This window comes from Rhizobium sp. YTU87027, from assembly GCF_050644135.1.
Taxonomy (GTDB): Bacteria; Pseudomonadota; Alphaproteobacteria; order Rhizobiales; family Rhizobiaceae; genus Rhizobium.
In genome coordinates this window covers 1,404,022-1,427,724 of the sequence record NZ_CP098440.1, presented here as the reverse complement: position 1 = coordinate 1,427,724, position 23,703 = coordinate 1,404,022, and the positions used below count along the sequence as shown (strand labels likewise).

18 protein-coding genes are annotated in these 23,703 nt (G+C 59.7%); 9 read left to right on the top strand and 9 right to left on the bottom strand.

What is annotated here, in order from left to right:
- Nucleotides 1-10 precede the first annotated feature (10 nt).
- From NBG89_RS07255 to NBG89_RS07235, 5 genes are all read left to right on the top strand, one after another.
- Nucleotides 11-763, top strand: coding sequence for a FadR/GntR family transcriptional regulator (locus tag NBG89_RS07255; protein WP_431322252.1), 753 nt, complete (start codon nucleotides 11-13; stop codon nucleotides 761-763).
- 82 nt (nucleotides 764-845) lie between these two features.
- Nucleotides 846-2,207, top strand: a complete 1,362-nt coding sequence (gene glmU / locus NBG89_RS07250) for a bifunctional UDP-N-acetylglucosamine diphosphorylase/glucosamine-1-phosphate N-acetyltransferase GlmU (RefSeq protein ID WP_431322251.1) — start codon at nucleotides 846-848, stop codon at nucleotides 2,205-2,207.
- 105 nt (nucleotides 2,208-2,312) lie between these two features.
- Nucleotides 2,313-4,139, top strand: coding sequence for a glutamine--fructose-6-phosphate transaminase (isomerizing) (glmS, locus tag NBG89_RS07245; protein ID WP_431322250.1), 1,827 nt, complete (start codon nucleotides 2,313-2,315; stop codon nucleotides 4,137-4,139).
- Between the two features lie 120 nt (nucleotides 4,140-4,259).
- Entirely contained in the window at nucleotides 4,260-4,964 is a 705-nt protein-coding gene (locus NBG89_RS07240; protein ID WP_431322249.1) for a DUF502 domain-containing protein, read from the top strand.
- Between the two features lie 86 nt (nucleotides 4,965-5,050).
- Complete coding sequence (locus tag NBG89_RS07235) at nucleotides 5,051-5,536, top strand: N-acetyltransferase family protein (protein ID WP_431322248.1); 486 nt, start codon at nucleotides 5,051-5,053, stop codon at nucleotides 5,534-5,536.
- Nucleotides 5,537-5,550: 14 nt separating this feature from the next.
- Here NBG89_RS07235 and recG read toward each other — a convergent pair whose 3' ends face one another.
- Nucleotides 5,551-7,656, bottom strand: coding sequence for an ATP-dependent DNA helicase RecG (gene recG / locus NBG89_RS07230; RefSeq protein WP_431322247.1), 2,106 nt, complete (start codon nucleotides 7,654-7,656; stop codon nucleotides 5,551-5,553).
- 92 nt (nucleotides 7,657-7,748) lie between these two features.
- Here recG and NBG89_RS07225 point away from each other — a divergent pair, with 92 nt between their 5' ends.
- Together NBG89_RS07225 and mfd are read left to right on the top strand one after the other, a co-directional pair.
- Nucleotides 7,749-8,063 carry a succinate dehydrogenase assembly factor 2 gene (locus tag NBG89_RS07225; RefSeq protein ID WP_088692747.1) on the top strand — a complete coding sequence of 105 codons (315 nt, stop codon included), beginning with the start codon at nucleotides 7,749-7,751 and terminating at the stop codon, nucleotides 8,061-8,063.
- Complete coding sequence (gene mfd / locus NBG89_RS07220) at nucleotides 8,063-11,569, top strand: transcription-repair coupling factor (RefSeq protein WP_431322246.1); 3,507 nt, start codon at nucleotides 8,063-8,065, stop codon at nucleotides 11,567-11,569. The genes NBG89_RS07225 and mfd overlap by 1 nt, the downstream gene beginning before the upstream one ends.
- Before the next feature lie 6 nt (nucleotides 11,570-11,575).
- Here mfd and NBG89_RS07215 read toward each other — a convergent pair whose 3' ends face one another.
- Both NBG89_RS07215 and NBG89_RS07210 read right to left on the bottom strand, forming a co-directional pair.
- Entirely contained in the window at nucleotides 11,576-12,247 is a 672-nt protein-coding gene (locus tag NBG89_RS07215) for a DsbA family oxidoreductase (protein ID WP_431322245.1), read from the bottom strand.
- 92 nt (nucleotides 12,248-12,339) lie between these two features.
- The gene (locus tag NBG89_RS07210; protein WP_431322244.1) at nucleotides 12,340-14,145 is read right to left on the bottom strand and encodes an extracellular solute-binding protein; all 1,806 of its coding nucleotides are present in this window, start codon (nucleotides 14,143-14,145) and stop codon (nucleotides 12,340-12,342) included.
- A 267-nt stretch (nucleotides 14,146-14,412) separates the two neighbouring features.
- Here NBG89_RS07210 and NBG89_RS07205 point away from each other — a divergent pair, with 267 nt between their 5' ends.
- Nucleotides 14,413-15,072, top strand: coding sequence for an invasion associated locus B family protein (locus tag NBG89_RS07205; RefSeq protein ID WP_431322243.1), 660 nt, complete (start codon nucleotides 14,413-14,415; stop codon nucleotides 15,070-15,072).
- A gap of 115 nt (nucleotides 15,073-15,187) precedes the next feature.
- On the opposite strand, the gene hspQ is transcribed toward NBG89_RS07205, so the two are convergent.
- The 3 genes from hspQ to NBG89_RS07190 form a co-directional block, all read right to left on the bottom strand.
- The gene (gene hspQ / locus NBG89_RS07200; protein WP_016553964.1) at nucleotides 15,188-15,517 is read right to left on the bottom strand and encodes a heat shock protein HspQ; all 330 of its coding nucleotides are present in this window, start codon (nucleotides 15,515-15,517) and stop codon (nucleotides 15,188-15,190) included.
- A 154-nt stretch (nucleotides 15,518-15,671) separates the two neighbouring features.
- The gene (gene glnA / locus NBG89_RS07195) at nucleotides 15,672-17,081 is read right to left on the bottom strand and encodes a type I glutamate--ammonia ligase (protein WP_088692742.1); all 1,410 of its coding nucleotides are present in this window, start codon (nucleotides 17,079-17,081) and stop codon (nucleotides 15,672-15,674) included.
- A 57-nt stretch (nucleotides 17,082-17,138) separates the two neighbouring features.
- Entirely contained in the window at nucleotides 17,139-17,477 is a 339-nt protein-coding gene (locus NBG89_RS07190) for a P-II family nitrogen regulator (protein WP_015339877.1), read from the bottom strand.
- 342 nt (nucleotides 17,478-17,819) lie between these two features.
- On the opposite strand from NBG89_RS07190, the gene NBG89_RS07185 reads away from it, so the two are divergent.
- Nucleotides 17,820-19,292 carry an NAD(P)H-hydrate dehydratase gene (locus NBG89_RS07185; RefSeq protein ID WP_431322242.1) on the top strand — a complete coding sequence of 491 codons (1,473 nt, stop codon included), beginning with the start codon at nucleotides 17,820-17,822 and terminating at the stop codon, nucleotides 19,290-19,292.
- 8 nt (nucleotides 19,293-19,300) lie between these two features.
- On the opposite strand, the gene NBG89_RS07180 is transcribed toward NBG89_RS07185, so the two are convergent.
- Genes NBG89_RS07180 through uvrA form a run of 3 tightly spaced genes read right to left on the bottom strand, consistent with a single transcriptional unit; the run spans nucleotide 19,301 to nucleotide 23,508 of the window.
- Complete coding sequence (locus NBG89_RS07180; protein WP_431322241.1) at nucleotides 19,301-20,107, bottom strand: DUF72 domain-containing protein; 807 nt, start codon at nucleotides 20,105-20,107, stop codon at nucleotides 19,301-19,303.
- Nucleotides 20,108-20,122: 15 nt separating this feature from the next.
- Nucleotides 20,123-20,587: a GNAT family N-acetyltransferase gene (locus tag NBG89_RS07175; protein ID WP_431322240.1), complete on the bottom strand. Its 465-nt coding sequence runs from the start codon at nucleotides 20,585-20,587 to the stop codon at nucleotides 20,123-20,125.
- The gene (uvrA, locus tag NBG89_RS07170; protein ID WP_431322239.1) at nucleotides 20,584-23,508 is read right to left on the bottom strand and encodes an excinuclease ABC subunit UvrA; all 2,925 of its coding nucleotides are present in this window, start codon (nucleotides 23,506-23,508) and stop codon (nucleotides 20,584-20,586) included. The genes NBG89_RS07175 and uvrA overlap by 4 nt, the downstream gene beginning before the upstream one ends.
- Between the last annotated feature and the right edge of the window lie 195 nt (nucleotides 23,509-23,703).

The following is a 23,703-nucleotide window of genomic DNA, read 5'->3' as shown; positions in this document are numbered from 1 at the left end:
GAGGTATTCGTTGCGTAACAGATTGCTTGAGACCGGAAAAACAGCGCGCAAATCGCGAACGAGCCACGCACAGGTCGTGGATGAGCTCGGCAGGGCAATTGTTGCCGGAACCTATCCTGTGGGAAGCATTCTGCCGGGAGACGTCGAACTTGCGCAGCGCTTCAAGGTCTCTCGCACCGTCCTTCGGGAAACGATGAAGACGCTCGCTGCAAAAGGCATGATCGTCGCCAAGGCCCGTGTCGGGACGCGCGTCACAGAGAAGAACCTCTGGAACATGTTCGATAGCGAGATCATAGCCTGGCATTTCGACAGTGGCGTGACGGAAGAATTCCTGCTGCAACTTTACGACATCCGGCTAGCTTTCGAGCCGTTTGCTGCTGGCCTCGTCGCAGAGCGGGCGAGCAAGGAAGACATTGAACATCTGCGTGAACTTGCAACGGAGATGGCCGCGCCGGGGCACACCAGCGACAGCCTAGCTCTCGCCGACCTCCATTTCCACCTCGCCGTTGCCGACGCCTCTCACAACCCGTTCATGCGAACACTGGGAAGCCTGATAGAAGCCGCGCTGGTCGGCATGTTCCGTATCAGTACCCCCCCCTCGCAGAACGGCTTCTCGGACATCGCGGACACCCACATGCGCATCGTCGAGGCGATCGTCGCCGGCGATGTCGATGGCGCCCGTAAGGCCATGGAACTCGTGATCGTCGACGGCCGCGATCACGTCCGCGATGCCTATGCGGCGATGACCAAGGCATCCGCCTGATCCATTTTTGATCTTTGTTCCGCACTTGTCTTGCTGCTATGAGGCAGCGAAGACTGCATACAATGGATTCTCGGAGCGCATTATGGAACGCACTTGTCTCGCTATCATTCTCGCTGCGGGTGACAGCACGCGAATGAAGTCGTCGAAATCGAAAGTGCTGCACGCCGTCGCGAACCGCCCAATGATCGCTCATGTCGTGGATGCCGTGGCAAAAAGCGATACTTCATCTGTAGCGCTCGTCGTTGGGCGCGATGCCGACGACGTGGCGAAGGCCGCCCAAGTCGGGAGCGTCAAAATCGAAACCTATCTGCAGAAGGAGCGACTCGGCACCGGTCACGCGGTCCTGGCAGCACGCGACGCCATTGCCCGCGGATATGACGACATCATCGTGACCTACGGTGATGTTCCATTGCAGACCGAAGGGCCACTCAAGGCTGCACGGCAGGGCCTTGCCGACGGCAGTGATGTCGTTGTCATCGGTTTCCACACCGACAAGCCGACGGGTTACGGCCGCTTGCTCGTGAAGGACGGCGAACTAATCGCCATCCGCGAGGAACGGGAGGCCACGGATGCCGAGCGTGCGGTGAACTGGTGCAACAGCGGCCTGATGGCGATCAACGGCCGCAAGGCGCTCGATCTCCTATCCCGCATCGGCAATGCCAATGCCAAGGGTGAATACTACCTGACTGACCTCGTGGAAATTGCCCGTTCCGTCGGCGGCCGCGTCACGGCTGTCGACGCACCTGAAATCGAAATGACCGGCTGCAACAATCGCGCGGAGCTCGCCATGATCGAGCGGCTCTGGCAGGAGCGCCGACGCGACGAGATGATGATTTCAGGCGTGACGATGATTGCACCGGAGACCGTGTTCCTTTCCTACGATACTGCGATCGCGCAGGACGCGCTGATCGAGCCGAACGTAGTGTTCGGTCCGGGCGCGACAATCGACAGCGGCGCGATCATTCATGCGTTCTCACATATTGAAGGCGCACACATCAGCGCCGGCGCAATCGTTGGCCCATTCGCCCGCTTGCGTCCGGGAGCCGATCTCGCCAAGGGCTCAAAGGTCGGCAACTTCTGCGAAGTCAAGAACGGGAAGATCGGCGAGGGCGCTAAGGTCAATCACCTCACCTACATAGGCGACGCCAAGGTCGGAGCCGGGGCGAATATCGGTGCCGGTACGATCACCTGTAACTACGATGGCGTCAACAAGCACGAAACGCTGATTGGGGCGAACACTTTCATCGGATCAAGCTCCTCGCTCGTGGCGCCGGTCAGCATCGGCGACAACGCTTACGTGGCCGCCGGTAGCGTCATCACCGCCGATGTTCCCGCCGATGCGCTCGCCTTGGGCCGGGCGCGCCAAGAGCTGAAGCCGGGTAGGGCCTCCGTGCTTCGCGCGCGCGCGCTGGCGATCAAGGCTGCAAAGAAGGCCAAGGCATAGGCTTCCGCGTAACGCGCGGAAACCGAAAGTGACCGCCGAGGCCATTGAGAAAACAGACAGAATCGTTACGAGTGGCCTCTAATATGGAAGGCGTTGGGGACTTTTATGTGCGGTATTGTTGGAATCGTTGGAAGCAACCCGGTTGCGGGACGTCTCGTTGATGCGCTGAAGCGGCTCGAGTATCGCGGCTACGACTCAGCTGGTGTTGCCACCATACATAACGGCGAGATGGCGCGTCGTCGCGCCGAGGGCAAGCTCTTCAATCTCGAAAAGCGCCTCGACAGCGACCCGCTGCCGGGAACGATCGGTATCGCACACACCCGCTGGGCTACGCATGGTGTTCCCAACGAGATCAACGCACACCCCCATTTCGTCGAGGGCGTGGCGGTCGTCCATAACGGCATCATCGAGAACTTCTCCGAGTTGCGTGACGAGTTGACCGCTGAAGGTGCCGTCTTTGAGACGCAGACAGACACTGAAGTCGTCGCCCACCTCATGGCGAAGTATCTCCGTGACGGCCTTGAGCCTCGCGCGGCGATGCTCAAGATGCTGAATCGGGTAACCGGCGCCTATGCGCTTGCGATCATGCTCCAGAACGACCCCGGCACGATCATGGCTGCACGATCCGGCCCGCCGCTTGCCGTGGGCTATGGCTCGGGCGAAATGTTCCTCGGCTCGGATGCGATCGCGCTTTCGCCCTTCACCAATGAGGTCACCTACTTGGTCGATGGCGATTGGGCCGTACTTACACGAGACGGCGCGACAATCCTCGACTTCTCCGGCAACGAGGTGAAGCGCCCGCGGCAGATATCACAGACGACTGCCTATGTGGTCGACAAGGGCAATCACCGCCACTTCATGGAGAAGGAAATCTACGAGCAGCCTGAGGTCATCTCGCATGCCCTCAGCCAGTACGTCGACTTCGCCAGCAACACGATAAGCGACAGCATCAAGGCGATCGATTTCAAGGCCACCACCAGCCTGGCGATTTCGGCATGTGGAACCGCCTATCTCGCCGGTCTCGTCGGCAAATACTGGTTCGAGCGCTACGCGCGCCTACCGGTCGAGATCGACGTCGCATCCGAGTTTCGTTATCGAGAGATGCCGCTCTCGCCCTCGCAGGCCGCGCTCTTCATCTCGCAGTCGGGCGAGACGGCCGACACGCTGGCATCGCTCCGTTACTGCAAGGAGAACGGGCTGAAGATTGGTGCGGTGGTCAACGTGAAGGAATCGACCATCGCCCGCGAGTCGGATGCCGTTTTCCCGATCATGGCAGGTCCGGAAATCGGCGTTGCCTCCACCAAGGCCTTCACCTGCCAGTTGGCCGTCCTGGCATCGCTGGCGCTCGGCGCCGGCAAGGCAAGGGGAACCATCAGCGCGGAGCAGGAAAGGGAACTGGTCCGCCATCTCGCTGAAATGCCGCGTATCATGAGCCGCGTGCTGAACCTCATCCAACCGCAGATGGAGAGCTTGTCGCGCGAGCTTTCGAAATGCCGCGACGTCCTCTATCTCGGCCGTGGCACGAGCTACCCGCTTGCCATGGAAGGGGCGCTGAAGCTCAAGGAAATCTCCTATATCCATGCCGAGGGTTACGCCGCAGGTGAACTCAAGCATGGGCCGATTGCGCTCATCGACGAAAACATGCCTGTTATCGTGATCGCGCCGTTTGACCGCTTCTTCGACAAGACCGTGTCGAACATGCAGGAAGTTGCCGCGCGTGGCGGGCGCATCATCTTCATTACCGACGAGGCGGGTGCGGCGGCATCGAAGCTGCCGACGATGGCGACGATCGTGCTGCCTGATGTCAACGAGATCATCGCGCCGATGGTCTTCTCACTGCCGATCCAACTGCTAGCCTATCACACGGCCGTTTTCATGGGCACGGACGTCGACCAGCCGCGCAATCTGGCCAAGTCGGTCACGGTGGAGTGACCGCTTGTTCGCCCCCAGAAGACTTGTGCGCCTTGGTAATTTCTGGCAGCTTTCAGCCAGGAAAGCATGGGGGAGCTGATTTCCGATAGCCGGCCTGCTCAACGGAGTTATCAGCACGCGATGAAGGAAAAACTGCCCCGACTGCCGATAGCCACTCGTCTCAGGAACGACTTTCTGGCGGGGCTGATTATTTGTGCGCCGGTCGCGATTACCCTGTGGCTGACATGGTCGGTCGTGCGTTGGGCGGATAGTTGGGTCAAGCCCTACCTCCCGGCTCGCTATGACCCGGATAATTACCTCAATTTTGCGGTGCCAGGCTCGGGCCTGTTGATCGCGCTTGTCGCGATCACCCTTATCGGCTTCCTCGGCAAGAACCTCATCGGCCAGAGTATCGTGCAGTTCAGCGAATCGCTTGTGCGGCGCGTGCCGCTGGTGCGCAGCATCTATCAGAGCGTGAAGCAGATTTTCGAGACGGTGCTGAAGGACAAGACAAACTCCTTCAAGAAGGTCGGCCTCATCGAATATCCTAGCCCCGGCCTCTGGGCGCTCGTCTTCATCTCGACGGATGCAAAGGGCGAGATTGCAACGAAGTTCAAGGCGATGGGCGAGGACATGGTTTGCGTATTCCTGCCGCCGACACCGGTGCCGACGGCAGGTTTCTTGATCTTCACGCCGCGCGAAAAGATCGTTCCGCTCGATATGTCACCGGAGGACGCCGCAAAACTCTTGATCTCCGGTGGTCTTGTCACGCCAGACGAGCTTGCCGGGCGGATGACGAAACAGGAGCGGACACGCAAGCCGCTGCCGGCGCCCATCGAGATGTAACTTCCGTACCTGCTCGCCCCGCAGCGGCATTAGGTCTGTTTGTTCCGCCGTGTTGCCGTGCGATGGGTTGAAGGATGACGTACGCAATGCTGATCAGACCCGCCACCGCCGACGACCGTTCCTCTATCTGGACCATGATCGAGCCGACGATCCGAGCCGGGGAGACCTATACGCTCGATCGCGACATGAGCGAGACCGATGCCCTCGCTTACTGGCTGGGGCCGGACAAAGAGACCTTCGTCGCCGAAGACGAGAGTGGCGAGATTCTCGGCACCTACTATCTCCGCGCCAACCAGGCGGGTGGTGGTGCGCATGTTTGCAATTGCGGCTACATGACCGCGGCGGCGGCGACCGGCAAGGGCGTGGCGCGACAGATGCACGAGCACTCGCTCGTCCGAGCCCGCGAGCGTGGTTTCCGGGCGATGCAGTTCAATTTCGTTGTCAGCGCCAACGAACGCGCAGTTCGCCTCTGGCAATCGTTGGGTTTTGAGACGGTCGGGCGCTTGCCCGGCGCCTTCGAGCACCCGACAAAAGGCTACGTTGACGCTTTCGTAATGTTCCGGACGCTGTGAGGCCGGGCTCGGCTTCAGCCTGCATGCAGGAAGCGGATCGCCTCATCACGACGGAATAGGTAGAGCAGGGTGCGTACGGCCTTGCCGCGCTCGCTGGTAAGTTCCGGATCGCGCTCGATCAGATAGGCCGCATCGCGGCGGGCGATTTCCAGCAGATCGGCATGTGCCTCAAGGCTCGCGATGCGAAAGCCTGGGGTTCCCGACTGGCGCGTGCCGAGCAACTCGCCTTCGCCGCGCAGCTTCAGGTCTTCCTCCGCGATACGGAAGCCGTCTTCGGTTTCACGCATGATCGAGAGACGGGCATGACCTGTTTCGCCAAGAGGCCCCTTGTAGAGCAGAATACAGGTCGAAGCCTCGTCACCGCGCCCCACGCGTCCGCGAAGCTGATGCAGCTGCGCCAAGCCGAAGCGCTCCGCATGCTCGATCACCATGATCGTCGCGTCAGGAACATCGACGCCGACTTCCACCACTGTTGTTGCGACCAAAAGGCGGATTTCGCCGTTCTTGAACGCCATCATCACGGCGTCCTTTTCCAGGCCCGTCATGCGGCCGTGGATCAGCCCGATGCCGGGACCGAGAGACGAGACGAGCGTTGCATGGCGCTCCTCGACAGACATCAGATCGCTCTCCTCGCTCTCCTCGACGAGCGGGCAGATCCAGTAGGCCTTCTTGCCTTCCGCCAGCGCGCTCTTGAGACGCCCGACGATCTCGCCGGTACGTTCAGTTGGGATGGTAATCGTCTGTATCGGTTTCCTGCCGGCGGGCTTCTCCGTCAGCTTGGAGACGTCCATGTCGCCGAAGGCGGCAAGCACGAGCGTTCGCGGGATGGGAGTGGCCGTCATGACGAGCATGTGGGGCGTGATGCCTTTCGCCGTCAGCCGGAGGCGCTGGTGGACCCCGAAGCGATGCTGCTCGTCGACAACGGCCAGCATGAGGTTGCGGTAGTTGACGCTATCCTGGAAGAGGGCATGGGTACCGATGATGATCTGCGCCTCTCCGGATGCGATCCTTTCGAGGATGTCTTCGCGTTCACGACCCTTGGTACGGCCGGTAAGAACCTCGATTCCGAGGCCCGCGGAAGCGGCAAATTTCGAGATCGTCGCGTGGTGTTGACGGGCTAGAATTTCCGTTGGGGCCATGAGAACGGCCTGGCCGCCGCTTTCGATGACCGCCGCCATTGCCATCAGCGCGACCAGCGTCTTGCCGGAGCCGACGTCACCTTGCAGCAGACGCAGCATGCGATCTTCACCGGCCATGTCCTTCAGGATATCGGCAATCGCCGCATTCTGGCTATTGGTCGGCGAGAACGGCAGAGCCCGCAGGATTTGGGCGCTGATCTTTCCGGTCTGATGAACAGGCTGGCCGGCAACCTTGCGCAGTCGCTGGCGCACCAGGCTCAGGGATAGTTGGCCGGCCAGGAATTCATCATAGGCAAGCCGGCGGCGAGCAGGGGCTTGCGCATCAATATCCGAGGGATCGCGTGGCTCGTGCAACCCGTGGAAAGCGTCTGCGACCAAGGGCAGGCCCTGTTTCTGCGCGAGGGCCAGGTCGATCCATTCCGGCAGTTCCGGCGTGCGCGGCAGTGCCGCTTCGATGATCTTGCGCAGTGTCTTCGGCGAAAGGCCTGCTGTGAGCGGGTAGATCGGCTCGACGAGGGGCAGGTTCTCGGCTTCGCTGGCCTTCACGATGTAATCGGGATGAACCATGGACGCGCGGCCGTTGAACCAATCGATCTTGCCGCTGACGATTACCTCCTCGTCCAACGGCAGCTGCTTTTCCAGCCATGCCGCCTGGCCGCGAAAGAAGACAAGCGTCAGTTCACCAGTCTCGTCGTGCAACATGACCCGGTAGGGAACGTTGCTTTTGCCCCGCGGCGGCGCCTGATGGCGATCGACGCGTGCCGTGACAGTCACGATGGCGCCTTGCGGCGCGCGGGCGATACCCGGCTGGTTTCGACGATCGATCAAAGAATGCGGCGCATGAAACAGCAGATCGACGACGCGCGTATCGTCAGGCGCTTCGCGCCCCAGCAGCTTCACCAGCAGCTCGGCGATCTTTGGGCCGACACCGGGCAGAGCGGAAACTGGCGAAAACAGCGGATCGAGAATGGCTGGGCGCATGGCGGCAAAATGCGATGAACAATGCGGCCTTGGCAAGGCTGACAAGCCGCTTTCGAGGGTCTATAGAGGCGCATCAACAGGAAGGTAAAGCCATGACGGGTGTGTCACTCTCGAGCGCCGATCTTGATCCGCGCCGCCGCCGAATCCTCTTTCGCTGCTGGCATCGCGGCATCCGCGAAATGGATCTGGTCTTCGGGCAGTTCGCCGAAAAGGAGATCGCCACCCTGTCGGAGGCCGAACTCGACGAGTTCGAAACCATCATGGCCGAAGAGGACAACGATCTTGTACGCTGGATCATGGGAACATGGCCGGTGCCCGAGCGTTTCCAGACGCCAATGTTTGCGCGCCTTACCGCTTACAAGCCCGATTTCGAATATCCAGCCGACGCCCTGCCCAGGAACGCCTAATGACCTCAGGTTTTGACGCAAGGAAGCTGTCAGCCGTCGCCGAGCCGCTGACAATCGGCAACGTGCCGACAGGTATGGAGGCTCTGTTGCTGGCCGATCTGGCACGTGCAGGCGAGCCGGTCGCCTATGTGCTTTCTGACGGCCAGCGGATGGTAGACCTCGAGCAGATGCTCGGCTTCGTTGCGCCCGAGATCCCGGTCCTCACCTTGCCGGCCTGGGACTGTCTCCCTTATGACCGCGTTTCGCCGAGCGCCGACACATCGGCGCGCCGTCTCGCGGCGCTGGGCGGTCTGATCGCGCATCACAAGAAGCCACACGCGGCGATCGTGCTGGTGACCGTCAATGCGATGCTGCAGAAAGTCGCTCCTCAGGAGATTATCGAAAGCCTTGCCTTCTCGGCTCGTCCCGGGAACACCGTGCGGATGGACGATATTGCCGGGCGTCTGGAACGCAACGGCTTCGACCGCGTCGCAACAGTTCGTGAGGTCGGCGAATATGCTGTGCGCGGCGGCATTCTCGACGTCTTCGTGCCGGGTTCCGAGGAACCTGTTCGCCTCGATTTCTTCGGCGATACGCTGGAAAGCATCCGCAGCTTCGATCCGGCAAGCCAGCGTACGACCGGGCAGGTTCGCTCACTCGACCTCAACCCAATGAGCGAAGTTACGCTGACGCCCGACACGATCAGCCGCTTCCGGAAGAATTATCTCTCCTCGTTCGGCGCAGCGACTCGCGACGATGCACTCTATCTCGCCATATCAGAGGGGCGGCGCTATCCTGGCATGGAGCATTGGCTGCCGCTCTTCTACGAGAAACTGGAAACGGTATTCGACTATCTCAAAGGCTTCCGGATGGTCACCGATCATACGGTGCGCCAGGCCGCTGAGGAGCGCTCCAAGCTCGTCTTCGACTACTATGACGCCCGTCTCAATTCCGGGCAGCCCGCCAAGGGGCAGATGGCGCAAGGGACACCCTACAAGCCCGTAACGCCCGGCCAGCTCTACTTGGACGGAAAGACTTTCGCCAACACGCTCGATGCTTTCAATGCGATGCGCATTTCCCCCTTTAACGAGCATGAGGGAGAGGCGCGGCGCGTGATCAATCTCGACGCTCGCCAAGGCGAGCGCTGGGCGCGCTCGAATGCCGAGGGTGGCGGCAATGCCGAGCGCATCAATGTGTTCGACGCTGTCGTAAAGCACATTGCCGACAAGCGCTCCTCTGGCGCGAAGGTGCTGATTACTGCCTGGACGGAGGGTTCGCTGGAGCGTCTGTTGCAGGTGCTTAACGAACACGGGCTCGAGCGCGTGAAGCCGGTCGGTGCGCTGAAGGAGATCGACGGCCTTGCCAAAGGTGAGGCTGCGGCTGGCGTGCTCAGTCTCGAATCTGGATTCGAAGTCGGCAATCTCGTCGTTATCGGCGAACAGGACATTCTGGGCGACCGCATGGTGCGGCGTTCGAAGCGGCGCAAGCGCGCTGCCGATTTCATCTCCGAGGTTGCCGGCCTCGACGAGGGTTCGGTCGTCGTCCACGCGCAGCATGGTATCGGCCGATTTGTAGGCCTGCGAACCATCGAAGCGGCGGGCGCGCCGCACGCCTGCCTCGAGCTGCAATACGCAGACGACGCGAAGCTGTTCCTGCCGGTCGAGAATATCGACCTTCTGTCGCGCTATGGTGGCGAGGGGACGGAAGCGCAACTCGACAAGCTCGGCGGCGGCGCATGGCAGATGCGCAAGGCCAAGCTCAAGAAGCGGCTACTCGATATGGCGGACGCGCTGATCCGCATCGCCGCCGAACGCCTGACCCGCCATGCGCCTGTGCTCACGACGCCGGAAGGACTCTACGACGAATTTGCCGCCCGCTTCCCTTACGACGAGACCGAAGATCAGGACAACGCCATCGAGGCGGTGCGCTCCGACCTTGGAGCTGGCCGACCGATGGATCGCCTCGTTTGCGGCGATGTCGGCTTCGGCAAGACAGAGGTGGCGCTTCGTGCTGCTTTCGTTGCGGCGATGAACGGTATTCAGGTTGCTGTCGTCGTGCCGACCACGTTGCTGGCGCGCCAACACTTCAAGACCTTCTCCGAACGCTTCCGCGGCTTGCCTGTGCGCATCCAGCAGGCCTCACGCCTCGTCGGCTCGAAGGACCTAGCATTGACGAAGAAGGAAGTAGCAGAGGGCAAGACGGATATTGTCGTCGGCACCCATGCGCTTCTTGGCGCCGGGATCAAGTTTGCCAATCTCGGGCTGCTGATCATCGACGAAGAGCAGCATTTCGGCGTCAAGCACAAGGAACGTCTGAAGGAGCTGAAAAGCGATGTCCACGTGCTGACGCTCTCGGCGACCCCGATCCCGCGTACGCTGCAGCTGGCGATGACAGGGGTGCGCGAGTTGTCGTTGATCACGACGCCGCCGGTCGACCGCATGGCGGTTCGCACCTTCATTTCGCCATTCGATTCACTCGTCATCCGCGAAACACTGATGCGCGAGCATTATCGTGGCGGCCAGAGCTTCTATGTCTGCCCGCGTCTAGCCGATCTGGAAGACGTGCATGCCTTCCTGCGTTCGGACGTACCAGAACTGAAGGTCGCGGTCGCGCACGGCCAGATGCCGGCCGGCGAGCTCGAGGACATTATGAATGCCTTCTACGAGGGCCGTTATGACGTACTGCTGTCGACGACTATCGTGGAATCGGGGCTGGACGTGCCGACGGCCAATACGCTGATCGTGCACCGCGCCGACATGTTCGGTCTGGCGCAGCTCTATCAGCTGCGTGGCCGCGTCGGACGTTCGAAGGTGCGCGCCTTTGCGCTGTTCACGTTGCCCGTCAACAAGGTGCTTACGGCGACGGCGGAACGCCGTCTCAAGGTGTTGCAGTCGCTCGACACGCTCGGCGCCGGATTCCAGCTTGCCAGCCACGATCTCGACATCCGCGGCGCAGGAAACCTGCTCGGCGAAGAGCAGTCCGGCCATATCAAGGAAGTCGGTTTCGAACTTTACCAGCAGATGCTCGAAGAGGCCGTGGCCGAAGTAAAGGGAGTGGATGAGATCCAGGATACCGGCTGGTCGCCGCAGATCTCGGTCGGCACGTCAGTCATGATCCCAGATGGCTATGTGCCGGATTTGCACCTGCGCATGGCACTCTATCGCCGCCTTGGGGAAATCACGGAATTAAAGGAAATCGATGCCTTCGGCGCGGAAATGATCGACCGCTTCGGCCCGATGCCGATCGAGGTCCAGCACCTCCTAAAGATCGTCTATGTGAAATCACTTTGCCGCGTCGCCAACGTGGAAAAGCTGGATGCAGGCCCCAAGGGCGTGGTCATCCAGTTCCGCAACAAGGAGTTTCCGAATCCCGCGAACCTGGTTGGCTATATCGCCAAACAAGGAACCATGGCGAAGATCCGGCCGGACCAGAGCGTATTCCTCACACGCGACCTGCCGACACCGGAAAAGCGGCTGCAGGGCGCAGCCGTTATCATGACGCAACTCGCGGAAATGGCGAAGGTGTAACGACGCTCAGTTCATGCCGGCACGCGCTTCCGCCTTCGCCTTGGCGATGTCACGAAGCGCGCCCGCCAACACGTCAGACGTCTGCGCGCCGCTGACGGCGTATTGCTGATCAAAGATGAAGAAGGGGACACCGTTCACTCCCATCTTCTGGGCGGCCTCGATCTCGGCGATCACCAGGTCCTTGTCAGCGTCGGACGCCAGCAGGGAGGAGACGACGGCACGGTTCATGCCGGCCTTCTCCGCGATATCGAGCAGGACGGCATGGTCGCCGACATTGCGGCCCTCCTCGAAATTCGCCTTGAACAGGGCATTGACGACAAGGTCCTGCTTCTCACGATCCTCGACCATCGCCCAGTGGATCAGGCGATGCGCATCAAGCGTATTCGGACCGATCTTGATCGCGTCGAAATCAAAGTTGATGCCGACCTCACGACCAAGCTCACTCAGCATCTTGTGCCCCTGAGCGACGCGCTCGGCACCGCCGAGCTTCTGCTCCAGCGCCTTCTTCTGGTCGACGCCATCAGGCGGGTAGTCGGGATTGAGGCGGTAGGGGCGCCAGTTGATGTCCACACCGACCTCGTCCTGAACTTCAGCGATCGCAAGCTCAAGCCGCGCCTTGCCGAGATAGCACCACGGGCAGACGACGTCAGAGACAACGTCGATGGTAATGCGTTCCATGGGCTTTTCCTTTTTTCTTCCTGAAATCGAAACCTTCCCGCCATCTAGGCCCTGTGGCAGGCGACTTCAACCAGGCAGGAAAAAGGAACCACCTATTGCACGCTCTGATCCCACCACGCTGGCAACTGATAGCCGTAGAGCGGGACGGTGTCTGGATGGCCGATGCGCTTGCTACGGGCAACCCATTGCTGATCAACGTGATAAAGCGGCAGGACATAGTGGCCCGACAACAGCATGCGATCATGAGAACGCACCGCTGCCGTAAAGTCTTCGGCCGAGCGTGCCGTAAGGATGTGCTGGATCAGCGTATCGACGTCGGGATCGGCAACGCCGGCGAAGTTGTCAGTGCCTTCGCGCTCCTTGGCCCCGGAAGACCATCGTCCCAACTGTTCGATGCCGGGAGACAGAGATGACGTGTAGGACTTCACGATGACGTCGTAGTCGAAGCTGTTCGTACGGCTCTGATATTGCGAATCGTCGACAGTGCGGATCGTCGCGCCAATGCCAAGGAGTTGCAGTGAACGCTGATAGGAAACGGCAAGTTTTTCCTGATCGGTGTTCTGAGTCATGATCTCGAAAGTAAGCGGCCGGCCGCTGGCGTCGCTCATCTTGCCATTCTTGATCGTGTAACCTGCTTCCTTGAGGAGCGCGGCCGCCTGTTTCAGGATATTGCGATCGCGGCCCGATCCGTCCGTCACCGGAAGCTTGTAGGTTCCGTCCAGAATCGCCGGATCGATTCGATCCTTGATCTGCCCTAGAAGCTTCAGTTCGCGTTCGTCAGCCGGCACCCCGAAGCTCGACAGATCGGAGTTCTGCCAGAAACTCTGGGTGCGGATATAGGCGTTCGAGAAAAGGTTCTTATTCGCCCATTCGAAATCGAAGATCAGCGACAGTCCCTCGCGAAGCTTCACATTGGCGAAAACCGGTCGCCGGGTATTGAAGACGAAACCAAACATGCCGCTCGGCAGCTTCGGTTCGAACGTGTCCTTCACGACGTTGCCCGATGTGACAGCAGGAAAGCTGTAGGCGCTTGTCCAATGGACGGGACTGCCGTCGGGGTAGATGTCAATGTCACCCTTCTTGAAGGACTCGAAGAGTGTCGTGTCCTGCAGGAAATACTGGACCGATATCTGATCGTAGTTGTCGAGGCCCACCTTGGCCGGAATGTCCTTGCCCCAGTAGTTGGGATCGCGCTCGAACGTGATGCTTTCGCCGGGCTTCAAGGACTTGATCTTGTAGGGGCCGGATCCCACCGGAGGCGTGAGCGACGAACGATCGAATGTCTCCGGATCGATTGCATGTTTCGGCAAGATCGGCGTCGATCCGGCGAGAATCAGCGGGAATTCGCGATCGGCCTTGTCGTTGAAAGTGAAGCGAACGCCGTGGTCTCCGACCTTCTCCATCTTCTCAACGGCATTCAACCGAGTGCTGAAGGGAACACGGCCCTTCTCCTTGAGCAGATTGAGCGTGAAAATCACGTCATCGGGTGTCACCGGCTGACCGTCAGACCATTTGGCAGCGGGGTTGAGATTGAACTGGATAAAGGTCCGGTCTTCGTCCCATTCAACGGATTCCGCCAGCAGCCCGTAGAGCGTGAAAGGTTCGTCGCGCGAGCGCAGCATCAGTGTCTCGAAGACAAGGTTTCCGTATTCCGGGTCCCACATGCCGCGCGCCGTCGTGCGCATGCTTTTCAGGATGAAGGGATTGAGGCTATCGAAGGTGCCGACGACGCCATAATTGATCTTCCCGCCCTTCTTCGCATCGGGATTAACATAGGGAAGATGCTTGAAATCGGCGGGTAGGGCCGGCTCACCATGCATTGCGATGCCATGCACGGGCTCTGCGAGAGCTGCGCTGCCAACCAAGGTGAAAATGACGGGGAGAACGATCCGGAGCATCGTTGAGGTCCTTTCCGGGAACGGCACGATTCGGCGCAAGACTATCACGCAGCCACCGCAGTTCACCATCCGTGCCGAATTCTTTCGGATGACCCCGAAAAGGTCAAAGAAATACTGGATATCTCACGCGACGCGATGTAACAGGGGAACCCGAAGTCGGGGGGTCATGCATTTGCCTCATTGTTTTAAGAGGTGGAATGCGAACAACCCTGTTGGTGAGGATGGCACGTTGTCGTCCCTAAGGGATTTCAGGAGACGGAATTCGTTATGATGTTCAAGGCTGAAAACAAAACGCGGGCGGCCCTGTCCGTTCTGGCAGTGATGCTCGGTGCTGCAGCAGCTCCCGTGTCGTCCTTCGCGCAGGATGCGGCGGCCTCCGCCGACGCTCCCGCCACGGCTGCCGGCGCCCCGCGTCTCGGCTGGTACAAGACCTGCAGCAAGCAGGAAGACAATGACGTGTGCGTCGTCCAGAACGTCGTTCTCGCAGGCGGTGGCCAGCTCGTCACCGGCGTTGGCCTCATCACTGTCTCGGGCAAGATCAACAACAAGAGCCTTCAGGTTTCGGTGCCGCCGGCCCGTCTGATCCCGCCAGGCGTGGCGCTGCAGATTGACGGCGGCAAGGCTCAGAAGATCGACTACCTGATGTGCATGCCCGACCGTTGCGTCGCCCAGATCCCGCTGACCGACGCCATGGTCGCCAGCCTGAAAAAGGGCACTGATCTGGTTCTGACCTCGATCAACTTCCGTCGCGCGCCGAACCCGATCAAGATCTCGCTCGAAGGCTTCACCGGCGCATTTGATGGCGAACCGGTTTCTGCTTCCAAGCTCGCCGAAAGCCAGAAGAGCCTGCAGGACAGCATGCAGAAGAAGGCTGACGAAGCACGCAAGAAGCTCGAAGAAGCCCAGAAGGCTGCCAAGGCCCAGTAATTCTGAGCCATCGGAATTCTCGAAGAACCCGGCCCTGCGCCGGGTTTTTTATTGCGTGATCCAGGCAAAGAAAAACCCCGCCGGAAGCGGGGTTTTGAATGACGGCAGTGGGACGTTAGTGGGCGAAGCTCATCTTGGGTTTGAACTGCCCCGTCGGTGCCATATCGAAGATCTGGTAGACCTGCTCGTTGCGGAGCGGAACACCGCTCTCGTCGTTGACCAGGTTCTGTTCGGATACGTAGGCAACGTATTCGTTTTCATCATTCTCGGCCAGCAGATGATAGAAGGGCTGATCCTTGCTGGGGCGCACTTCGGCGGGAATCGAGTTCCACCATTCTTCCGTGTTCGCGAATTCCGGATCGACGTCAAAGATGACGCCGCGGAATGGAAACACCTTGTGCCGAACCACTTCGCCGATACTGAACTTTGCTACTCTTTCTTTCATGGTACGACTTCCTTTCATCACCTGATTTGGTGATTGGCCCCACTCAAATCAAGATTTGTGCGGGATCTCGTCACATGAGTGTCATATCCGCCCTCGGCAGCCATGACAGCGGTAGGCGAAGCCCCGGCCAAGCCGGGGCTTCGTTTCTTGATGATCAAGCCGAATAGTACATATCGTACTCGACCGGATGCGGCGTCATGTCGAAGCGCATGACTTCCGCCATCTTGAGCTCGATGAAGCTGTCGATCTGGTCATCGTCGAACACGCCGCCGGCGGTCAGGAACTTACGGTCCTTGTCGAGGCTTTCCAGCGCTTCGCGCAGCGAGCCGCACACCGTCGGGATCTTCTTCAGTTCCTTCGGCGGCAGATCGTAGAGGTCCTTGTCCATGGCCTTGCCAGGATGGATCTTGTTCTTGATGCCATCGAGGCCTGCCATCAGCATGGCGGCGAAGGCGAGGTAGGGGTTTGCCATCGGATCCGGGAAGCGAACTTCGACGCGCTTGGCCTTCGGGTTGGTGCCGAACGGAATGCGGCACGATGCCGAGCGGTTGCGCGCCGAGTAGGCGAGCAGAACCGGTGCTTCGTAGCCCGGGACGAGACGCTTGTAGGAGTTCGTCGACGGGTTGGTGAAGGCGTTCAGCGCCTTGGCGTGCTTGATGATACCGCCGATGTAGTAGAGGCAGGTTTCGGAGAGACCAGCGTACTCATCGCCGGCGAAGGTCGGCTTGCCGCCCTTCCAGATCGACTGATGGACGTGCATGCCCGAGCCGTTGTCGCCGAAGATCGGCTTCGGCATGAAGGTTGCCGTCTTGCCATAGGCGTTCGCGACCTGGTGCACGACGTACTTGTAGATCTGCATCTTGTCGGCGTTGCGGACGAGCGTGTCGAACTTGATGCCGAGTTCGTGCTGGGCAGCCGCCACTTCGTGGTGGTGCTTTTCGACGACAACGCCCATTTCGGACAGAACCGTCAGCATTTCCGAACGCATATCCTGGCAGCTGTCGATCGGCGGAACCGGGAAGTAACCACCCTTGACGCGCGGACGGTGACCGAGGTTGCCGGTTTCATATTCGGTGTCGTCGTTCGACGGCAGTTCGGTGGAGTCGAGCTTGAAGCCGGTGTTATACGGGTCAGCCTTGTAGCGCACGTCGTCGAAGACGAAGAATTCAGCTTCCGGACCAACGAAGACCGTGTCGCCGATGCCCGAGGCCTTCAGGTAAGCCTCAGCCTTCTTGGCAGTACCACGCGGATCGCGGTTGTAAGCTTCGCCGGAAACCGGATCGAGAATATCGCAGAGAATAACCATGGTGGACTGTGCGAAGAACGGGTCCATGTGAACCGTTTCCGGGTCCGGCATCAGCACCATGTCGGATTCGTTGATGGCCTTCCAGCCAGCGATCGAGGAGCCATCGAACATGACGCCATCCGCGAACATGTCCTCATCGACACAGACGACGTCCATGGTGACATGCTGCAGCTTGCCCTTCGGATCGGTGAAGCGCAGGTCCACGAACTTTACGTCGTTTTCCTTGATTTGCTTAAGAATTTCGCTTGCGGTCGCCATTAAATAGTTCCTTTATTTGAGATGACGATACGTTGGCTCGCCGGAAGGCGATAAAGATTAGATCGCGTCGATACCGGTTTCGCCGGTACGAATGCGGATAACTTCTTCCACATTCGAGACGAAAATCTTACCGTCGCCGATACGGCCGGTTTGGGCGGCCTTGCGGATTGCCTCGATGACGGCTTCCGCATTTTCGTCCGCGAGGACGACCTCCACCTTCACCTTCGGCAGAAAATCGACGACATATTCCGCGCCACGGTAGAGTTCCGTATGGCCTTTCTGGCGACCGAAGCCCTTCGCTTCCGTAACTGTAATACCCTGCAAACCGACTTCCTGAAGGGCTTCCTTCACTTCGTCGAGCTTGAAGGGTTTGATGATCGCTTCGATCTTTTTCATGAGAAAATGACTCTCCGCTTCTCCCGTTAATCGCAGGCTCAAACCTGCTTGCCGTCATGATGCAGTTATCGTGCCAGTTGGGAAGCGGATTTTTCGAAAATCGAGCCCGATCGCACGCAAAAGCCCACAATCTTGGGAATTATCCTGGATTTTCGGCTAAGAATTTTCAAAAATCGATGCTGCAGGCGCAAATCCGGGTCATTTTCAGAAATATTTGTTCTCACTAATAATCCCCAACGAAACGCACAAGCAGCCCTATTTTTATGCATTTGCCTATTTGTTGCCCTTTATAACAATCAGCGAACCGGTTGTTATTTAGGCGATTTCTGTTTGAATGCGGCGATGACCGAGGAAATCTCCAAGCTGCTCCTCACTCCGGAAGAAATGACCGCAGTCGATGCGGCTGCCGCCGCGTCCGGTATCGACAGCTATGCCCTTATGGAGCGAGCGGGCGCCGCAATCGCAGCTGCTCTGTTGCGTGATTTTCCTGCCGTCCGTCGCGCCGCCGTTCTTTGCGGGCCTGGCAACAACGGCGGCGACGGCTATGTTGCCGCGCGCCGCCTGGCTGACAGCGGCGTTACCGTAGACGTATTCCAGATGGGGGAACCGGCGAGGCTCAAGGGAGATGCCGCCCGGGCCAGGGATAATTTCCCAATAGCCACGCTGCCACTTGAGTCCTACCAGCCGCGGAGCGGCGATGTGGTAATCGACGCCCTCTTTGGGGCTGGCCTTGCCCGCAATGTTCCAGCCAGTGTTCGAGATGTGATCGAACAGGTAAACGGGACTTCTGTGCCGGTGATTGCCGTCGACCTGCCATCCGGCATCGATGGTCGCACCGGAGCAGTTAGAGGGGCGGCATTTGCCGCAAGTCGCACAGTCACTTTCATGACACGGAAGCCCGGCCACCTCCTGATGCCGGGGCGCGAGCTCTGTGGCGAATTGGAAGTCTTCGATATCGGCATACCCGGGCGCATCATCCGCGCCGAGAAGAAACAGCAGATCGCCGAGAACCGGCCCGAACTTTGGCGCCAGGCGCTGCCGACAGGCGGACTTGAGACACACAAATATAAGCGTGGACACCTCGTCGTCTTTTCCGGCGAAGCGAGCAAGACCGGCGCCGCGCGAATGTCTGCTATGGCGGGGCTGAAAGCCGGGGCAGGGCTCGTGACAATCGCCGCGCCCGAGGACGCCATCGGGGAGAATGCGGCGCATCTCACGGCGATCATGCTCCATCCGATCAGCGACGAGGCCGCTCTCCGCGATTGGCTGCATGACGAGCGGCTGCAAACATTCGTTATTGGCCCTGGCTTCGGCGTCGGAGAGAAGGCACGTCAATTCGTTGCCGCACTTTCGGAGCGACATCTGGTGCTGGATGCCGATGGGCTTTCCTCGTTCAAAGATGCCCCCGACGAGCTGTTTTCCCAGTTTTCCGGCAAACCGCGGCTGGTGCTTACGCCACACGAAGGCGAGTTTGGCCGACTGTTTCCCGATATTGCCGCCGACGCAGCCATGGGAAAGATCGAAAAGGCGCAGGCTGCAGCGGCGCGGGCAAACGCCGCGATCGTCTACAAAGGCGCCGATACCGTCATCGCCGCACCCGACGGTAGAGCCTACGTCAACACCAACGCACCGGCCTGGCTTGCGACCGCAGGCTCCGGTGATGTCTTGGCGGGGATCATCGGAGCACTGATGGCCCAGGGTGCACCTGCTTTCGAGGCGGCTGCTGCCGGCGTCTACATGCATGGAGAGGCCGGGATGCGGGCAGGCAAAGGGCTAACGGCGGAAGAACTGGCGACGCAGGTACGTCCGCTCTGACGGCAGGCCTATCGCGACACCGCTTCTTGTAGTGCCATGGCCCCGAAGGGCGCATTGACCTTGCCTTCGTGAATCATGAAGGCAAAGACGTCCCGCGGCTCGGTGGCAACCTCGCGATCGCCATTGATCAGAGGCAGATCGCCGGGAACCTTGCCATCCGCCCAGGTTTCGAGGCGCGCGGCCCAGGCCTTCAAATCGCCCGGCGAATAACAGGTCTTGATCTCATCCGAGCCCTTCTGGAGACGCGCATACACGAAATCGGTCGTCACATCGGCGACCATCGGGTAGTCGAAATGCTCGGCGCAAACTGGCGCAACGCCGTATTTCGCAAGCAATGCTACGAATTCCGGCACCTTGAACGAGTCGTGACGCACCTCGACGACGTGTTTAAGAGGCAAGCTATCCTGCTTGTCGGGCAGCAACTTGAGGAAACCCTCGAAGTCATCCGGATCGAACTTCTTCGTCGGCGCGAACTGCCAAAGGATTGGTCCCAGGTGCGGACCGAGCTCCGTCAGACCCTGGGCGAGAAAACGCTCCATCGACTCGCCAGCCTCGGCCAACACGCGGCGATTGGTGACAAAGCGACTGGCCTTGAGTGAAAAGATAAATCCATCCGGCACATCCGCCGCCCATTTGGCGAAGGTTTCCGGCTTCTGCGAGCTGTAATAGGTGCCGTTGATCTCAATGACCTTCAGCTTCCGGCTTGCATAATGCAGTTCGTCCTTCTGCTTCAGATCTCCAGGGTAGAAATGATCCCGCCATGCCTCGAAGGTCCAACCGCCGATGCCGACGCGAATGTTGCCGGATTTCGTCATTTCTTCCTCCTCTGATTATATCTGGCCGCCGACCTGCTTTGCCATGTCGACAATCACCCATCCTGGCCTATGCGGATTTTCGCGACGCCCCGTTTCCTGAAAGCCAAACGCTCGATAGAGCGCAATATTCCGTTCCATGCGCGCGTTGGTATAGAGACGAACTTCCAGAAGCCCCCATTCACGCGCAATCTCCTCCACCCATCTCAGAATTGCGAGGCCGTGACCACTGCCCTGGAACCTCGGGGAAACAGCAATGCTGAAGAGCATCACATGATCAGGATGCCGTTCAACGACGGCTAAACCGGCAAGCTCGCCATGCACCTCCCGCAACCAGACCTCGCCGCGACCAATGCGCGGCGCGTAGTCCTCGGTTACGGGGATCGGCGGGCGTCCAAGGAGGCGCGTGTATGGGGCATAGGCTTCATTGGTCAGCGCTTCGACCGCCTGCAGATCATCGAGCAACGCCGCTCTCAGCATCACTCGGCTGCCGCCACGGCTTTTCGAGCAGGGCGCCTCTCAAGCAGTTCCTTCAGGAACTGTCCGGTATAGGACCGCTTCTCCTTGACGATCGTCTCCGGCGTACCGACCGCGACGATCTCGCCGCCGCCATCACCGCCTTCCGGACCGAAATCGAGAATCCAGTCCGCGGTCTTGATAACCTCGAGATTGTGCTCGATGACGACGACCGAATTGCCCTGATTGACCAGCTCCTCCAGCATTTCCAAGAGCTTGGCGACGTCGTGGAAATGCAGGCCGGTCGTCGGCTCGTCCAAGATATAGAGCGTCCGGCCGGTCGATCGTTTGGACAATTCCTTTGCCAGCTTGACGCGCTGCGCCTCGCCACCCGACAGCGTATTCGCCTGCTGTCCGACCTTGATGTAGCCGAGGCCGACATCTTTCAACGCCTGCAGCTTGTCACGCACAGCCGGGACGGCAGCGAAGAAGTCGACGCCCTCCTCGACGGTCATGTCGAGCACATCGGCAATGGATTTGTGCTTGAACGTCACGTCCAGTGTCTCTCTGTTGTAGCGCTTGCCATGGCAGACATCGCAGGTGACATAGACATCAGGCAGGAAGTGCATCTCGATCTTGATGACGCCGTCGCCCTGGCAGGCTTCGCAGCGCCCTCCCTTGACGTTGAACGAGAAGCGACCGGGCTGGTAGCCCCGCGCCTTCGCTTCCGGCAGGCCGGCAAACCAATCGCGGATCGGGGTGAACGCGCCCGTATATGTCGCCGGATTGGAACGTGGCGTACGACCGATTGGCGACTGATCAATATCGATAACCTTGTCGATATGCTCGAAACCGTCGATGCGGTCATGATCAGCGGGAATTTCGCGCGCTCCCATGACGCGCCGGGCGGCCGATTTATACAGCGTCTCGATCAGGAACGTGGACTTTCCGCCGCCTGATACGCCGGTGACCGCCGTAAAGACGCCAAGCGGGATGGAGGCAGTGACGTTCTTCAGATTGTTACCGCGGGCACCGACGACCTTGATCTCCTTGCCCTTCTTGGGCTTGCGCCGCTCGTCAGGAACCGGGACACCCAGCTCGCCGGACAGATATTTTCCGGTCAGCGACTTCGGATTTGCCATGATTTCCTGTGGCGTGCCGTGGGCAATCACCTGGCCACCATGGATGCCGGCCGCCGGACCGATGTCGACGACGTCGTCGGCGGTCAAGATCGCGTCCTCGTCATGCTCGACCACGATCACCGTGTTGCCGATATCGCGAAGGTGCTTCAGGGTATCGAGGAGCCGGGCGTTGTCGCGCTGATGCAGGCCGATCGACGGTTCGTCGAGGACGTACAACACACCGGTCAGACCTGAACCGATCTGCGACGCCAACCGGATACGCTGACTCTCGCCGCCCGACAGGGTGCCGGAGTTTCGCGACAGACTGAGGTAATCCAGGCCGACGTCATTGAGGAAGCGCAGGCGGTCGCGGATCTCCTTGAGAATGCGAACGGCAATCTCGTTCTGCTTGGCGCTCAGTGATTGCGGCAGGACCTCGAACCAGTCACGGGCGACGCGGATCGACATATCGGTCACCTGGCCGATATGCAGCGTGTTGATCTTGACGGCCAGTGCCTCCGGCTTCAGGCGATAGCCGCCGCAAGACGGGCAGGGGGCGGCCGACATATAGCGCTCGATTTCCTCGCGCGCCCAGGCGGAATCCGTCTCCTTCCAGCGGCGCTCGAGGTTGGTGATGATGCCTTCGAAATTCTTGTGCGTCGTGTAGGACCGCGCACCATCGGCATAATGGAACTCGATCTTCTCGTCGGTGCCATTCAAGATCACGTCCTTCGCCTGTTCCGACAGGTCGTTCCAACGGGCGCCGAGCTTGAAGCCGTAGTGCTTACCGAGGGCTTCAAGTGTCTGGTTGTAATAAGGAGAAGTCGACTTTGCCCAAGGTGCAATGGCGCCATCGCGCAGCGTGCGCTCAGGCTCTGGCACGATCAAGTTGGCGTCAATCTTCTGCTGGGCACCGAGGCCGTCGCAGGTCGGGCAGGCGCCGGCTGGATTGTTGAACGAAAAAAGTCGCGGCTCGATCTCGGGAATGGTGAAGCCCGACACCGGGCAGGCGAACTTTTCCGAAAAGAGAACGCGTTCGTGCGTTTCGTTGAGCGACTTGTTGGCAGAGCCGCCGGCGGCAGTTTCTTCCGGCGGCAGCGGCTTGTCAGCGAATTCCGCAACCGCCAGGCCGTCGGCAAGCTTGAGCGAGGTCTCGAAGCTGTCAGCAAGGCGCGAAGCCATATCCGGCCGCACGACAATACGATCGACCACGACGTCGATGTCGTGCTTGTACTTCTTGTCGAGGGCCGGCACATCTGCGATCTCGTAGAACTGACCGTCGACCTTGATGCGCTGGAAACCCTTTTTCATCAGGTCGGCGAGTTCTTTCTTGTACTCGCCCTTCCGCCCGCGCACGAGCGGCGCCAGAATATAGAGGCGCGTGCCTTCTCCGAAATCAAGCACGCGGTCGACCATCTGGCTGACCGTCTGGCTTTCGATCGGCAGGCCGGTCGCAGGCGAATAAGGCACGCCGACGCGGGCAAAGAGCAGGCGCATATAGTCGTAGATCTCGGTTACCGTGCCGACCGTCGAGCGCGGGTTGCGCGAGGTCGTTTTCTGCTCGATCGAAATCGCAGGCGACAGGCCGTCGATCTGGTCGACGTCGGGCTTCTGCATCATTTCAAGGAATTGGCGCGCATAGGCCGAAAGGCTTTCGACATAACGCCGCTGCCCTTCGGCATAGATCGTGTCGAAGGCAAGCGACGATTTGCCGGACCCTGAAAGGCCGGTCATGACGATGAGTTTATTTCGGGGCAGATCAAGATCGATGCCCTTCAAATTGTGCTCGCGCGCGCCGCGGATAGAAATCGTCTTCAGTTCGCTCATCGTCTTCTGCTTCTGTGCTGGAACAAGCCCCTTATTTAGTGATGCCGGCTGGCGAGTCGAGGCTGAATGTCCGTCTGCTGCAAAGGTTTTCGATTCGGTTGACAGGATCATAGGGATAAACTAGAACAAATAAAGAACAAAATTCCTTGTGGATGAACCGGCGATGGACACGCATCGCCGGCGCTCTATGGTTTA